Origin of the sequence: Yersinia sp. 1252 StPb PI, from assembly GCF_048593885.1 — a bacterium.
In the GTDB taxonomy this organism is placed as follows: domain Bacteria; phylum Pseudomonadota; class Gammaproteobacteria; order Enterobacterales; family Enterobacteriaceae; genus Yersinia; species Yersinia enterocolitica_E.
This window is the reverse complement of the sequence record NZ_JAZGQE010000042.1, coordinates 16347-29875: the sequence shown is the minus strand read 5'-3', so window position 1 is coordinate 29875 and position 13529 is coordinate 16347. Positions and strand designations below refer to the sequence as shown.

The window sequence follows — 13529 nt, the reverse complement described above, 5'->3', positions numbered from 1 at the left end:
ATTTTCTTCATATATTCCTACCGCAAGAACAGCTTGAGCGGTGAGTAACAATTTAATAACAAATAAGAGATAAATCTGTACTAATAGATATTTAAGCAACCAACTTCGTCCCTTCTTGGGATAAAAAAAGCCTCACGGCAGCTTAAACTCCCGCGAGGCTTTGTTCTGCTCAACAATTTACATGTTGTCGATGATGTCTTGACCAAACTCGCTACATTTGCGCAGTTTAGCGCCATCCATCAGACGTTCGAAATCATAAGTCACGGTCTTGGCCTGAATTGCGCCTTCGGTGCCTTTGATAATCAAATCAGCCGCTTCGAACCAACCCATATGACGTAGCATCATTTCTGCGGACAGAATGATTGAGCCTGGGTTCACTTTATCCTGACCAGCATATTTTGGTGCAGTGCCGTGAGTGGCCTCAAACAAAGCACAATCATCACCAATGTTGGCTCCCGGAGCAATACCGATACCGCCAACCTGAGCAGCCAAGGCGTCAGAGATGTAATCACCATTCAGGTTCATACAGGCGATAACATCATATTCAGCAGGACGCAGCAGAATTTGTTGCAGGAAGGCATCAGCAATCACATCTTTGATAATGATCTCTTTGCCATTATTCGGGTTCTTGATTTTAACCCAAGGACCGCCATCGATCAGCTCACCACCAAATTCCTCACGTGCTAACTGGTAACCCCAGTCTTTAAAGGCACCTTCGGTGAATTTCATAATGTTGCCTTTATGAACCAGAGTTACTGATTCACGATCGTTGGTAATTGCATACTCAATTGCCGCACGAACCAAGCGCTTAGTCCCTTCTTCTGAACAAGGTTTGATACCAATACCGCATTGTTCAGGGAAACGGATTTTCTTCACACCCATCTCTTCACGCAGGAACTTAATCACTTTTTCAGCTTCTGGTGAACCGGCTTTCCATTCGATTCCAGCATAGATATCTTCAGCATTTTCGCGGAAAATCACCATATTGGTCAATTCAGGGTGTTTTACCGGGCTTGGGGTCCCTTCGTAATAACGCACCGGACGCAGGCACACATACAGATCAAGTTGTTGGCGCAAAGCAACGTTCAACGAACGAATACCGCCACCGACCGGGGTAGTCAATGGGCCTTTAATCGCCACGCGGTACTCACGAATCAGATCCAATGTTTCTTCTGGCAACCAAACATCTTTGCCATAAACATACGTTGACTTCTCACCGGTGTAGATTTCCATCCAGGAGATTTTACGCTCACCTTTATAGGCTTTCTTAACCGCGGCATCTACCACGTGGATCATGGCAGGGGTCACATCAACGCCGATACCATCACCTTCAATAAATGGAATGATCGGATTATGCGGAACAACCAGTTTACCCTGAGCATCGACAGTAATTTTCTTACCTTCTGCCGGAACAACTACTTTGCTTTCCATCAACCTTCTCCTTCAGCGCAATTTTGTTAATGCCTTGTAAGATTCGTGTCAATACTACTTGAATATTCGTTCCACGCCAATCCGAAACGGATTGAGGTATAATGCGCTAATCATTCGGAATCGCAATAAACATGAATAAATTCTCTGTTAAAAATCACAAAGTTAACCGATTCAGCACCAAGACACCGGCCAAACGGGTAAAGCCTGTCGGCCCAAGGAGAGTGCTGTTATTCAACAAACCTTTCGATGTCTTGCCACAATTTACCGATGAGTCTGGCCGTAGCACATTGAAGGAATTTATCCCCTTTAACGACGTTTATGCCGCAGGCAGACTCGATCGTGACAGTGAAGGTTTACTGGTATTAACCAATGATGGCAAGTTGCAAGCCAAACTCACCCAACCAGGCGAGAAAACAGGTAAAATCTATTTTGTACAAGTAGAAGGAATACCTGGCGATGATGCTCTCGGCCAATTACGCCGTGGTGTCACCTTAAAAGATGGCCCTACCTTACCCGCAGGGGCTGAGTTGGTTAATGAACCTGACTGGCTATGGCCGCGGGTGCCCCCGATCAGAGAGCGCAAAAATAGTCCCACCTGCTGGCTACAGATCACACTTTACGAAGGTCGTAATCGGCAAGTGCGCAGAATGACGGCCCATATTGGCTTCCCTACCCTGCGTCTGATACGGTTTAGTGTAGGAAATTTAAGCCTTGCCGACCTACAGCCCGGCGAATGGAAGGAGATTAACCATGTTTAAGCCCCATGTAACTGTCGCTTGTGTTGTGCACGCTCAAGGGAAATTCTTAGTTGTCGAAGAGATGATTAATGGCAAAAAACTATGGAATCAACCGGCTGGACATTTGGAAGCCGATGAAACTCTGTTGCAAGCCGCAGAGAGAGAGTTGTGGGAAGAGACCGGAATTCGCGCCACACCGCAATCGTTTCTGCGAATGCATCAATGGATAGCCCCGGACAAGACCCCATTTTTGCGCTTCGCTTTCGTTATTGAACTGCTGGCCCCCTTACCCACCCATCCTCATGATAGTGATATTGATTGCTGTCGGTGGCTCTTTGCTGATGAAATACTGCAATCAGCCAATTTACGTTCACCATTAGTGGCCGAGAGTATCCGCTGTTACCAACAACCCGAACGTTATTCCCTTGATCTGGTTGGTTCTTTTAACTGGCCTTTATAAAAGGTAGCGTTGATTTACTCAGGTAATTTCGTCGAGAGCGCGAATCTAGAATGCAGCCAAGCGGTCAACGTGATAAAATCCGGCGCTTGTTTTTATAATGCCTTGCCCGTGGCGATAAAGTGTTCGGATAGTGCTATCCGCCTTGGTCTCTATCAGAAGCTTAGGTATTTACGTTAGTGAGACTCCCATGTCAGATAATAGCCAGAAAAAAGTAATCGTCGGTATGTCCGGCGGTGTCGACTCTTCCGTTTCCGCCTACCTGCTTCAGCAACAGGGTTACCAAGTTGCCGGTTTATTCATGAAGAATTGGGAAGAGGATGATGGCGAAGAGTATTGCTCAGCAGCGACCGATTTGGCCGATGCGCAAGCAGTATGCGACAAACTGGGCATGGAGTTGCACACCGTCAATTTTGCCGCAGAATATTGGGATAACGTGTTCGAATTGTTCCTGGAAGAATATAAAGCCGGGCGCACACCTAACCCTGATATTCTGTGTAATAAAGAGATCAAATTTAAAGCTTTCCTTGAGTTTGCCGCCGAAGACTTAGGGGCTGACTATATTGCCACTGGCCACTATGTTCGCCGCCAGGATGTCGATGGCAAAAGCCGTTTACTACGTGGTCTGGATGGCAATAAAGATCAAAGTTACTTCCTCTATACATTAAGCCACGACCAACTGGCCCAAAGCCTGTTCCCGGTCGGCGAACTGGAAAAACCCGAAGTGCGCCGTATCGCCGAGCAACTTGATCTGGTCACCGCCAAGAAAAAAGACTCCACCGGCATCTGCTTTATCGGTGAGCGCAAATTCCGTGATTTCTTGGGGCGTTATCTGCCCGCACAACCCGGCCCTATCATGACTGTTGACGGTCAGCATATGGGCGAGCATCAGGGGTTGATGTATCACACCTTGGGGCAACGTAAAGGGCTGGGTATCGGTGGCACCAAAGATGGCGGTGATGACCCATGGTATGTGGTAGATAAAGATGTCGCCAATAACATCTTGCTCGTGGCGCAAGGACATGAGCATCCACGGTTAATGTCAGTCGGCCTGATAGCCCAACAGTTGCATTGGGTTGACCGTCAACCGATAACCGCCGCTTTTCAGTGTGTGGTGAAAACACGCTACCGTCAGCAGGATATTCCCTGCACCGTCACCCCGCTGGATGATGAGCGTATCGAGGTCAGATTCGATAGCCCGGTTGCCGCAGTAACACCGGGTCAGTCCGCTGTATTCTATCAAGGTGAAGTCTGCCTTGGCGGCGGTATCATTGAAGAGCGTTATCCACTGACTGACGTAGTAACAAACTAAATCAGCCCAGCAATGAACCAGAACGTTTACAGGAGTGACCGTGGCGAAGAATTATTATGACATTACGCTGGCACTGGCAGGGATCTGCCAGTCCGCTCGCTTGGTTCAGCAACTGGCTCATGAAGGCCAGTGCGATAATGAGGCATTGAACACCATCTTGGGCGGGCTACTACAGACCGACCCACCGTCAACACTTGCGGTGTACGGCGGTAATGAGCAATCGCTGAAAATGGGATTGGAGACGCTGCAAACGGTCTTAAATGCCAATCGTCAGGGGCCAGCAGCAGAATTGACCCGCTATACCCTCAGCTTAATGGTGTTAGAACGCAAGCTCAATGGCAATAAGCCTGCCATGAATACATTGGGTGACCGAATCAATCAGCTTGATCGCCAACTGGCACATTTCGATCTTGAATCAGAAACAATGATGAGTTCACTGGCATCCATTTATACTGATGTCATCAGCCCTCTCGGCCCACGCATTCAGGTTACCGGTTCACCCGCTATTTTACAAAGCACGCTGGTGCAGGCAAAAGTTCGTGCCGCCCTGCTGGCGGGAATTCGCTCAGCCGTGCTTTGGCAACAAGTCGGTGGAAGCCGCTTGCAGTTAATGTTTTCGCGAAATCGTCTTTTTAAACAGGCACAGAGTATTCTTGCTCATAATTGAACCATACCAAAGTAATTGGAGTTGCCACCGATGGAATTATCCTCACTGACCGCCGTTTCACCTATTGATGGTCGCTACGGCGACAAAGTCAGCGCACTGCGCCCAATCTTTAGCGAATTCGGTTTGCTGAAATTCCGCGTGCAGGTCGAAGTACGTTGGCTGCAAAAACTGGCCGCCTGCGCAGAGATCAAAGAAGTTCCGGCTTTTGATGCCGACGCAAACGCTTACCTTGATAAGATCGTGCAACAGTTCAACGAACAAGATGCACAGCGCATCAAAACCATTGAGCGCACGACCAATCATGATGTGAAAGCTGTTGAGTATTTCCTGAAAGAAAAAGTAGCGAGTGTTCCGGCATTGCACGCAGTGTCAGAATTTATTCACTTTGCTTGTACTTCAGAGGATATCAATAACTTATCCCACGCCTTAATGTTGCAAACCGCCCGTCAGGATGTGGTATTGCCAATGTGGCGGCAGATTATTGATTCAATTAAAGCGCTGGCCCACCAGTACCGTGATTTGCCACTGCTGTCCCGTACCCATGGTCAGCCAGCCACACCTTCAACTATCGGGAAAGAACTGGCTAACGTTGCTTACCGTATGGAGCGCCAGTTCCGTCAACTGTCACAAGTGGAAATTCTGGGTAAAATCAACGGTGCAGTAGGTAACTATAATGCTCACATCGTTGCTTATCCTGAAGTGGACTGGCATCAGTTCAGCGAAAGTTTTGTCACGTCGCTGGGGATCAACTGGAACCCATACACCACGCAAATTGAACCTCATGACTACATTGCCGAACTGTTTGATTGTGTTGCCCGTTTCAATACTATCCTGATCGATTTTGACCGTGATATTTGGGGCTACGTTGCCCTAAATCATTTCAAACAAAAAACTATCGCCGGTGAAATCGGTTCAAGCACCATGCCCCATAAAGTAAACCCCATTGATTTCGAAAACTCCGAAGGCAATTTGGGCATGTCCAATGCAGTGCTCGGACATCTGGCCAGTAAATTACCGGTTTCCCGCTGGCAGCGCGACCTGACTGACTCCACAGTGCTCCGTAATTTGGGTGTTGGTTTAGGCTATGCGTTGATAGCCTATCAGGCGACAATGAAAGGCATTAGCAAGTTGGAAGTCAACGAAGCGCACCTACTGGATGAGCTTGATCACAACTGGGAAGTTCTGGCTGAGCCGATCCAAACCGTAATGCGCCGTTATGGCATTGAAAAACCGTATGAAAAACTAAAAGAACTCACCCGTGGCAAGCGGGTAGATGCCGCAGGCATGCAGGCATTTATCGATGGCCTTGCCTTACCGGAAGAAGAAAAAACCCGGTTGAAAGCAATGACGCCCGCTAATTATATTGGCCGGGCAGCCACTATGGTCGATGAATTAAAGTAATTTTTTAATCCCTAATACAGGTGGTAGCCCTATGCCACCTGTATTATCCCCCTGATTTCTCTTATTTTCCCGCGTACTCTCCCCTGTTTAGCAACGGTTTAGCCGTTATCATCGATAATACCCGCGATGCCAAAAGGACGTTACAATTGCAGGAGCTATTATTATATGTTGAAGCAAACCTTATTATCTCTCGCCCTGATGGGCACCTGTACAGCCGCAATAGCGGGTGATTACACTTATGTTGCAGGTGGCCTGCAATATGGTGCCATCAGCAATAATGCCCGTTTTGATAAACAGTTTGACCAAAAAAAGTATAGCCAGACTGGTAATCGCGAGATGGGCGGCATTTATCTGAATGGTGGCTATGGATTTGATAATGATCTTTTTATTGATGCCCGCCTGAACAGTATTGCCAATAACGATCGCGGCCTTGCACAAGCAGTGCTCGGCTTGGGGTACCACTTTGCTTTTTCACCTAATATCGATTTTTATAGCTTAGTGGGTGGCAGCCGCCATGCGATGGTATTTGATGCCAGCAAAGACGGTAAAAAAACCAATACCTACAATAGCGCTACCGGTGAAATAGGTATTAAGAGCAAACTCACGCAAAGTATCGGTATGGATGTTGCTTATCGCCTGGCAAATTATGACCACCGGGCATTCCATGAAGCGCGAATTACGACGAGCTACGCCTTAACACAGAGCCTTGCAGCGGAAGTAGGTTACACCTACCATAACTGGAAAGTGAGTGATCAAGCAATGCAAGCAGGTTTACGTTATAACTTCTAAGTCGTTGGTTTTAATTGTTTACTTACCGGGTAATATTGAGTTACCCGGTTAAGTCTTATCGAGGAATGTGGTATGCGGGTTCTGGTTGTGGAAGATAATGCTTTATTGCGTCACCATCTTACGGTGCAAATGCGTGAAATGGGCCATCAGGTTGATGCGGCGGAAGATGCTAAAGAAGCAGACTATTTCTTGCAAGAGCATGCCCCGGATATCGCGATTATTGATCTCGGCCTTCCCGGGGAAGATGGCTTAAGTCTTATTCGTCGCTGGCGCAGTCATCAAACAAACTTACCTATTCTGGTGCTCACGGCACGGGAAAGCTGGCAAGATAAAGTCGCCGTGCTGGAAGCAGGTGCCGACGATTACGTGACTAAGCCCTTTCATCTCGAAGAAGTCATCGCACGGATGCAGGCGTTGATGCGCCGCAATATTGGTTTAGCATCTCAGGTAATTGAATTCCCTCCGTTTCAGATTGACCTCTCGCGCCGAGAGTTGTGTGTCAATCAGCAACAGATTAAACTGACAGCCTTTGAATACACTATCATCGAGACCCTTATTCGTAATGCCGGTAAAGTGGTCAGCAAAGATACGCTCATGCTGCAACTCTATCCTGATGCAGAACTACGTGAGAGCCACACCATCGATGTATTAATGGGCCGTTTGCGTAAAAAGCTACTGGCAGAACATGAAGGCGAAGTGATTACGACCATCCGAGGTCAGGGATACCGTTTTGACGCCAGCTAGACACTATGTTCAGGAAAAATAGCAAACCGTTCTCTCTTCGTGCGCGTTTTCTTATGGCGACAGCAGGTGTCATTTTAGCGCTGTCGTTATCTTATGGCATGGTTGCCGTGGTTGGGTACATTGTCAGCTTTGATAAAAATACCTTCAGCGCCCATCGTGGTGAAAGTAACTTATTTTTCAGTTTGGCTCAGTGGCATGATAATAAACTGAGTATTTCGGTTCCCCCTGAACTTGAACTGAACATCCCAACATTGGTGCTGATTTATGACAAAGACGGCAATATTTTGTGGCGTCAGCGCCATGTGCCCGAGCTTGAGTCTCATATCGAAAAAAGTTGGCTACAAAAACCCGGCTTCTACGAGCTGGATACCGGGACACACATCAGTAGCATGATGTTGGGTGATAACCCCAAAGCCCAAGACCAGCTCAAAAAATATGACGATACTGATAACAGCGCCCTAACGCACTCCATCTCCGTCAATACTTATCCTGCTACCTCACGCTTACCACAGCTCACCATTGTGGTCGTAGATACTATCCCGCAGGAGTTACAACGTTCTGACTTGGTGTGGAACTGGTTTAGCTATGTGTTACTGGCTAATTTGCTGTTAGTGGTTCCCTTACTGTGGCTGGCGGCCTACTGGAGCCTGCGGCCAATTAAAGCACTGGTCAGTCAGATCAGTCAGTTGGAAAAAGGTGAACGCGAACAACTGGATGAAAATCCACCGCGTGAATTGCAGAGCTTAGTTCGAAACCTCAATATTCTGCTCACCAATGAGCGTCAACGTTATACCAAGTATCGCACAACCTTGTCGGATCTCACCCACAGCCTTAAGACCCCACTGGCGGTATTACAGACCACCCTGCGTTCTTTACGTACCGGCAAGCAGACGACCATCGAAGAGGTCGAACCTATCATGCTAGAGCAGATAAGCCGTATCTCTCAGCAAATTGGCTATTACCTGCACCGCGCCAGTATGCGTTCCGAACATAATGTACTGGTCCGGGAAATCCACTCAGTACCGGCGCTGTTAGACAGCTTGTGCAGTGCACTGAATAAAGTCTATCAGCGTAAAGGCGTAGTACTGACGCTGGATATCTCACCTGAAGTCACCTTCCTTGGTGATAAAAATGACTTTATGGAAGTGATGGGCAACGTACTGGATAACGCTTGCAAGTATTGTCTTGAATTCGTTGAAATTACCGCCCTACACTCTGAAAAACAGCTAACTATTGTGGTAGATGATGATGGACCGGGTATTCCTGAAAGTAAGCGGTTGCTGATTTTCCAGCGCGGCCAGCGAGTTGATACTTTGCGCCCTGGACAAGGGCTGGGGCTATCCGTGGCCGCCGAAATTATTGAACAGTATCAAGGTGAGATTTCCATCACTGAAAGCCCCCTGGGTGGAGCCAAAATGATGGTGACTTTTGGCCAGCAACATGATTATCACGATGATTAACAAAATTTGCCTGCCAGCCCCTGATACTAAAGGCTGGCTTCCGTTATAATCACAAGCAAATTCCCTCCTATTCTGGAATAAACATGGATTACCAACTCTGTCTCGATTGGCCTGACTTTCTGCAACGTTACTGGCAGAAACGCCCCGTTATCCTCAAACGCGGTTTTAAAAACTTTATAGACCCGCTCTCGCCGGATGAACTTGCTGGGCTAGCTATGGAAAATGAAGTCGACAGCCGCTTGGTAAGCCATGAAGATGGTCGTTGGCAAGTGAGTCACGGCCCGTTTGAGAGTTTTGATCACTTAGGTGAAACCAACTGGTCGCTGCTGGTTCAAGCTGTTGACCATTGGCATGAGCCTGCCGCTGCATTAATGCGCCCCTTCCGCCAACTATCTGACTGGCGTATGGATGATTTGATGATCTCCTTCTCCGTACCCGGTGGCGGTGTTGGCCCACACTTTGATCAATATGATGTCTTTATCATTCAGGGGACTGGCCGCCGCCGCTGGCGAGTGGGTGAAAAAACTGAAATGAAGCAGCATTGCCCACACCCTGACTTGCTACAAGTCGCTCCCTTTGATGCCATCATTGATGAGGAAATGGAGCCGGGCGATATTCTCTACATTCCACCGGGTTTCCCCCATGAAGGCTATGCACTTGAAAATGCATTGAATTATTCAGTAGGTTTCCGCGCGCCAAATGGCCGTGAATTAGTCAGTGGCTTTGCCGATTATATCCTTTCGCGTGAATTGGGGAGCTACCGTTACAGTGATCCTGATTTGCAACTGCGTGACCAGCCAGCAGATATTTTGCCACATGAAGTCGATAAGCTGCGGGCAATGATGTTGGATTTACTCCAGCAACCCGAGCATTTCCAAAACTGGTTTGGTGAGTTTACTTCTCAATCACGTCATGAGCTGGATGTTGCACCACCTGAACCACCTTATCAGGCCAGTGAGATCTATGATTTGCTACAACAAGGTGAGGCATTACGCCGCCTTAGTGGCCTGCGCGCTTTACGTATTGGTGATAGCTGCTTTGTTAACGGTGAACTGATTGATACGCCGCATATGAGTGCTGCCAATGCTTTGTGTCAACATTTCAGTGTGGATGCTCAACAACTTGGTAATGCATTGGAAGACCCGGCGTTCCTGGCACTGCTGGCGGAACTGGTTAATAGCGGTTATTGGTATTTCAACGACTAATCTCTGTGATATATGATACAAAACGCCCCATTTACGGGGCGTTTGTTATAGGCTGTTAAGCAGGTAGCAGGCAATTTATGACGCTTTAGCTCGTGCTGCGGTTAGTTCAGAAATCCGCATGATTACTGCAACCGCCTTCTCCATCCCTTCCAGCGTAATAAATTCATGTTTACCATGATAATTATAGCCACCAGTAAAGATATTGGGACAAGGTAATCCGAGGAAAGATAACTGCGCGCCATCAGTGCCTCCCCGTATTGGCTTCATGACGGGCGCGATATCGCAATCACGCATCGCCTGCTGTGCTAACTCGATGATATGCGGGTGCTTGATTATATGTTCACGCATATTGTAATAACTGTCATCCATAACGATTTCGATGTAGCAGTCACGATGCAAACCTTTACCAACCCGCTTAGCAATATCCACCATATTCTTCTTACGGGCTTCAAAACCATCACGGTTGAAATCACGTACTATATAGTGCATTTCTGCCCGCTCGACAGTGCCTTTAATACTTTGCAGATGATAAAAACCCTCGTAACCATCTGTACATTCAGGAGTTTCATTCGCAGGAAGTTCCTGATGGAAACGGGTCGCCAGTGATAACGCATTTACCATTACCCCTTTGGCACTGCCTGGGTGGACATTATTACCGACAATCTTGATCGTTACTGACGCCGCATTAAAGTTTTCAAACTCTAACTCGCCAACACCACCACCATCAACGGTATAAGCCCACTGGGCATCAAACTCGTCCACATTAAAGAAGCGTGCACCTTTGCCAACCTCTTCATCGGGAGTGAATGCAATGCGGATATCGCCGTGAGGCACATTACTGTGCTTTAACCGCACCATTGCAGTAATAATTTCGGCAATACCGGCTTTATCATCGGCCCCCAGCAAGGTTTTACCATCAGTGGTAATTAATGTGTGGCCGAGTAGCTGGTGTAATACCGGAAACATGACTGGTGACAACACCTCGTCGCCTATCCCCAAGGCAATATCCCCACCACGGTAACTTTCTACAATCTGTGGATTAACATTTTTGCCCGAAAAATCAGGTGACGTATCGAGATGTGCAATAAAACCAATAGTGGGGACCGGCCAAGAGACATTTGCAGGTAATGTTGCCATTACACAACTGTGATCACTCAAGGTAACCTGAGAAAACCCCAGCGCCTGCAACTCATGCTGTAATGCCAGCGCAAGCTTGTGCTGCCCCTCAGTGCTCGGCACGGATTTTACATTGGCTTTTGCTTGTGTATCAAAAGAGACATAGTTGAAAAAGCGGTCGAGTAATTTGTCCATGGTTCCCACCCTCATAATAGTGAATATCATTATGGGGAAGTGATCGTGATCAAATATTGCGTCAAGTCAGCTTTAGGCAAACTTAAGCCAGAATAATAAGGTGGGATGCTAAAACCCCGCAGGGTGATTTATTCATCAACCCGCAGGGACTATCGTTTATTTATACGCCATTTTGGCTAATTACTGCTATCACCCTGACGATTCTCGCCCCGGGTAGTCAAAAACTCACGCACATATTCAGGTACTACTTTACTGGCCAAACCATAATGTTTTTCATCAAACTGGCTTTCTACCTGACTGGGTTCCAGATTCAATTCAACGGTATGAGCACCGTGCAAACGTGACTCATGGACAAACCCAGCCGCTGGATAGACGTGGCCTGAAGTTCCTATCGAGATAAAGAAATCAGCCTCAGCCAGCGCCTGATAGATATCATCCATCCCCATCGGCATTTCACCAAACCACACAATATGAGGTCGCAAAGGGGATGGGAACTGGCAGCAATGACAACGCTCGTCAGCCGAGAGATCTCCCGGCCAATCTAATACCTGGCCAGACTGCGTGCAACGCACCTTCAGCAATTCACCGTGCATATGGATAACACGCTTACTGCCTGCCCTTTCATGCAAATTATCAATATTCTGGGTAATCAGAACAAAGTTATCACCCAGCACCGCTTCCAAATCTGCCAGCGCCTGATGCGCCGCATTGGGTGCAATTTCTGGCTGCTGCAATTGACGGCGACGAGCATTATAAAAAGCTTGAACTAACTCAGGGTCGCGACGATACCCTTCCGGCGTTGCAACATCTTCCACCTGATGCTCTTCCCATAGGCCATCTGCGGCACGGAAAGTACGGATACCTGACTCAGCAGAAATCCCCGCACCGGTAAGCACCACCACAAACGGTTTCTTCATTTCTGATGTAGCAGCACTGTCCCGATGAAAGATACGGGAGCGAAAACGTTGATGCCGCAAATGCTTATTCTTGCGAAACCGACATAGCCGATGGCGAATACGCATAACTTTTGCCTCTATATTGGATATCGTTATTGTTTGTGACGACTCTATAGCTTGTGACGACTATTATTCACTCAAATGCAGAAACGCAGCGCCACGAACGCCGCCCGCATCACCATAACGCGCTTTTTCAATGCGTGGCAATCGCGCCACTCGCAATAAATACTGGGGTAAGCGTTTTGGTAGTTCCTGATAAATCTTGTCAAAATTAGATAGCCCGCCACCAATGACAACCAGATGTGGATCAAGCATCGTCAATAAATTACCCAAACATACCGCCAGCACATCCATAAAGCGCTCAATATGGGCTACTGCTTTAGGCTCGCCAGCATTATAGTTGGCGATAATCTCAGTTGCGGGCAGCGATTGTTGGTTAAAGTGCTTATACATCCATTCAAAACCACGCCCTGAGATATAATTCTCTATGCAACCGTTATGGCCGCAACCACAGGGTACGCGCGGAATATCTGCGCCTAAAATATCCAACGCATCTACCGGTAACCGAAAGTGGCCGAATTCGCCGGTAATATGATTCCGCCCGCTAACAATACTGCCATTAACAATCAGGCCACCGCCAACTCCGGTGCCAAGAATTAGCCCCAGAACGGTTGGATAAGTGCGAAATTCAGGATCCCACGCTTCGGACAGCGCAAAACAGTTAGCATCGTTATCGATTCGAACTTCACGCTCAATCAGGTGGGAAAGATCACCCTGCAATAATTGCCCCATGGCCGATGGCACATTGGCCGTAAATACTGTGCCATCATCGGCATTGGGTAAACCGGGAATACCAATACCCACACTGCCTTTAACACCACAATATGCATCAGCTTCCAGCGTTAAATCACGCAAAGTTTGCAGTAACTGCTGATAATCTTCACGGGGCGTTGGGACTCGTTTATGCCAGATTCGTTGCAGATTGGCATCAAAAACGCCTAACTCAATCTTGGTGCCGCCCATATCAAAACCGTAATACATAGAATTGTCCTTATATAC

13 protein-coding genes are annotated in these 13529 nt (G+C 47.6%); 9 read left to right on the top strand and 4 right to left on the bottom strand.

Translation table 11 applies throughout. The annotated features are described in order from the left end of the window. Positions 1–177: 177 nt before the first annotated feature. Positions 178–1431, bottom strand: a complete 1254-nt coding sequence (icd, locus tag V2A85_RS08850; protein WP_420071270.1) for an NADP-dependent isocitrate dehydrogenase — start codon at positions 1429–1431, stop codon at positions 178–180. Between the two features lie 131 nt (positions 1432–1562). Here icd and rluE point away from each other — a divergent pair, with 131 nt between their 5' ends. The 9 genes from rluE (at position 1563) to V2A85_RS08805 (ending at position 10203) form a co-directional block, all read left to right on the top strand. Continuing rightward, a complete protein-coding gene (gene rluE / locus V2A85_RS08845) occupies positions 1563–2189 on the top strand; it encodes a 23S rRNA pseudouridine(2457) synthase RluE (RefSeq protein WP_420071269.1) in 627 nt (208 codons plus the stop codon). Continuing rightward, on the top strand, positions 2182–2628 hold the full coding sequence (locus tag V2A85_RS08840; RefSeq protein WP_420071268.1) for an NUDIX hydrolase: 447 nt from the start codon (positions 2182–2184) through the stop codon (positions 2626–2628). The genes rluE and V2A85_RS08840 overlap by 8 nt, the downstream gene beginning before the upstream one ends. A gap of 187 nt (positions 2629–2815) precedes the next feature. Beyond that, the gene (gene mnmA, locus V2A85_RS08835) at positions 2816–3937 is read left to right on the top strand and encodes a tRNA 2-thiouridine(34) synthase MnmA (RefSeq protein ID WP_372559246.1); all 1122 of its coding nucleotides are present in this window, start codon (positions 2816–2818) and stop codon (positions 3935–3937) included. 40 nt (positions 3938–3977) lie between these two features. Further along, on the top strand, positions 3978–4604 hold the full coding sequence (hflD, locus tag V2A85_RS08830; RefSeq protein WP_083158551.1) for a high frequency lysogenization protein HflD: 627 nt from the start codon (positions 3978–3980) through the stop codon (positions 4602–4604). A gap of 30 nt (positions 4605–4634) precedes the next feature. Next, positions 4635–6005, top strand: a complete 1371-nt coding sequence (gene purB, locus V2A85_RS08825; RefSeq protein WP_372559247.1) for an adenylosuccinate lyase — start codon at positions 4635–4637, stop codon at positions 6003–6005. A gap of 165 nt (positions 6006–6170) precedes the next feature. After that, complete coding sequence (locus V2A85_RS08820) at positions 6171–6794, top strand: YPO1635 family putative outer membrane beta-barrel protein (protein WP_372559248.1); 624 nt, start codon at positions 6171–6173, stop codon at positions 6792–6794. A 72-nt stretch (positions 6795–6866) separates the two neighbouring features. Beyond that, positions 6867–7538 carry a two-component system response regulator PhoP gene (gene phoP / locus V2A85_RS08815; RefSeq protein ID WP_042569971.1) on the top strand — a complete coding sequence of 224 codons (672 nt, stop codon included), beginning with the start codon at positions 6867–6869 and terminating at the stop codon, positions 7536–7538. Between the two features lie 5 nt (positions 7539–7543). Continuing rightward, positions 7544–8998 (top strand): two-component system sensor histidine kinase PhoQ, encoded by a 1455-nt coding sequence (gene phoQ, locus V2A85_RS08810; RefSeq protein WP_372559249.1) that lies wholly within the window; start codon positions 7544–7546, stop codon positions 8996–8998. Positions 8999–9081: 83 nt separating this feature from the next. Continuing rightward, entirely contained in the window at positions 9082–10203 is a 1122-nt protein-coding gene (locus V2A85_RS08805; protein WP_372559250.1) for a JmjC domain-containing protein, read from the top strand. Positions 10204–10278: 75 nt separating this feature from the next. Here V2A85_RS08805 and pepT read toward each other — a convergent pair whose 3' ends face one another. The 3 genes from pepT to nagK form a co-directional block, all read right to left on the bottom strand. Continuing rightward, positions 10279–11514: a peptidase T gene (pepT, locus tag V2A85_RS08800; RefSeq protein WP_372559251.1), complete on the bottom strand. Its 1236-nt coding sequence runs from the start codon at positions 11512–11514 to the stop codon at positions 10279–10281. Between the two features lie 176 nt (positions 11515–11690). Continuing rightward, a complete protein-coding gene (gene cobB / locus V2A85_RS08795; RefSeq protein ID WP_372559252.1) occupies positions 11691–12536 on the bottom strand; it encodes a Sir2 family NAD+-dependent deacetylase in 846 nt (281 codons plus the stop codon). Positions 12537–12599: 63 nt separating this feature from the next. Then, a complete protein-coding gene (nagK, locus tag V2A85_RS08790; protein ID WP_420071267.1) occupies positions 12600–13511 on the bottom strand; it encodes an N-acetylglucosamine kinase in 912 nt (303 codons plus the stop codon). Positions 13512–13529: the final 18 nt, after the last annotated feature.

Bases quoted from the DNA above. Each gene is read 5' to 3' on its own strand.
- icd (WP_420071270.1), bottom strand. From the start codon at position 1,431: ATGGAAAGCAAAGTAGTTGTTCCGGCAGAAGGTAAGAAAATTACTGTC.
- rluE (WP_420071269.1), top strand. From the start codon at position 1,563: ATGAATAAATTCTCTGTTAAAAATCACAAAGTTAACCGATTCAGCACC.
- V2A85_RS08840 (WP_420071268.1), top strand. From the start codon at position 2,182: ATGTTTAAGCCCCATGTAACTGTCGCTTGTGTTGTGCACGCTCAAGGG.
- mnmA (WP_372559246.1), top strand. From the start codon at position 2,816: ATGTCAGATAATAGCCAGAAAAAAGTAATCGTCGGTATGTCCGGCGGT.
- purB (WP_372559247.1), top strand. From the start codon at position 4,635: ATGGAATTATCCTCACTGACCGCCGTTTCACCTATTGATGGTCGCTAC.
- V2A85_RS08820 (WP_372559248.1), top strand. From the start codon at position 6,171: ATGTTGAAGCAAACCTTATTATCTCTCGCCCTGATGGGCACCTGTACA.
- phoP (WP_042569971.1), top strand. From the start codon at position 6,867: ATGCGGGTTCTGGTTGTGGAAGATAATGCTTTATTGCGTCACCATCTT.
- phoQ (WP_372559249.1), top strand. From the start codon at position 7,544: ATGTTCAGGAAAAATAGCAAACCGTTCTCTCTTCGTGCGCGTTTTCTT.
- V2A85_RS08805 (WP_372559250.1), top strand. From the start codon at position 9,082: ATGGATTACCAACTCTGTCTCGATTGGCCTGACTTTCTGCAACGTTAC.
- pepT (WP_372559251.1), bottom strand. From the start codon at position 11,514: ATGGACAAATTACTCGACCGCTTTTTCAACTATGTCTCTTTTGATACA.
- cobB (WP_372559252.1), bottom strand. From the start codon at position 12,536: ATGCGTATTCGCCATCGGCTATGTCGGTTTCGCAAGAATAAGCATTTG.
- nagK (WP_420071267.1), bottom strand. From the start codon at position 13,511: ATGTATTACGGTTTTGATATGGGCGGCACCAAGATTGAGTTAGGCGTT.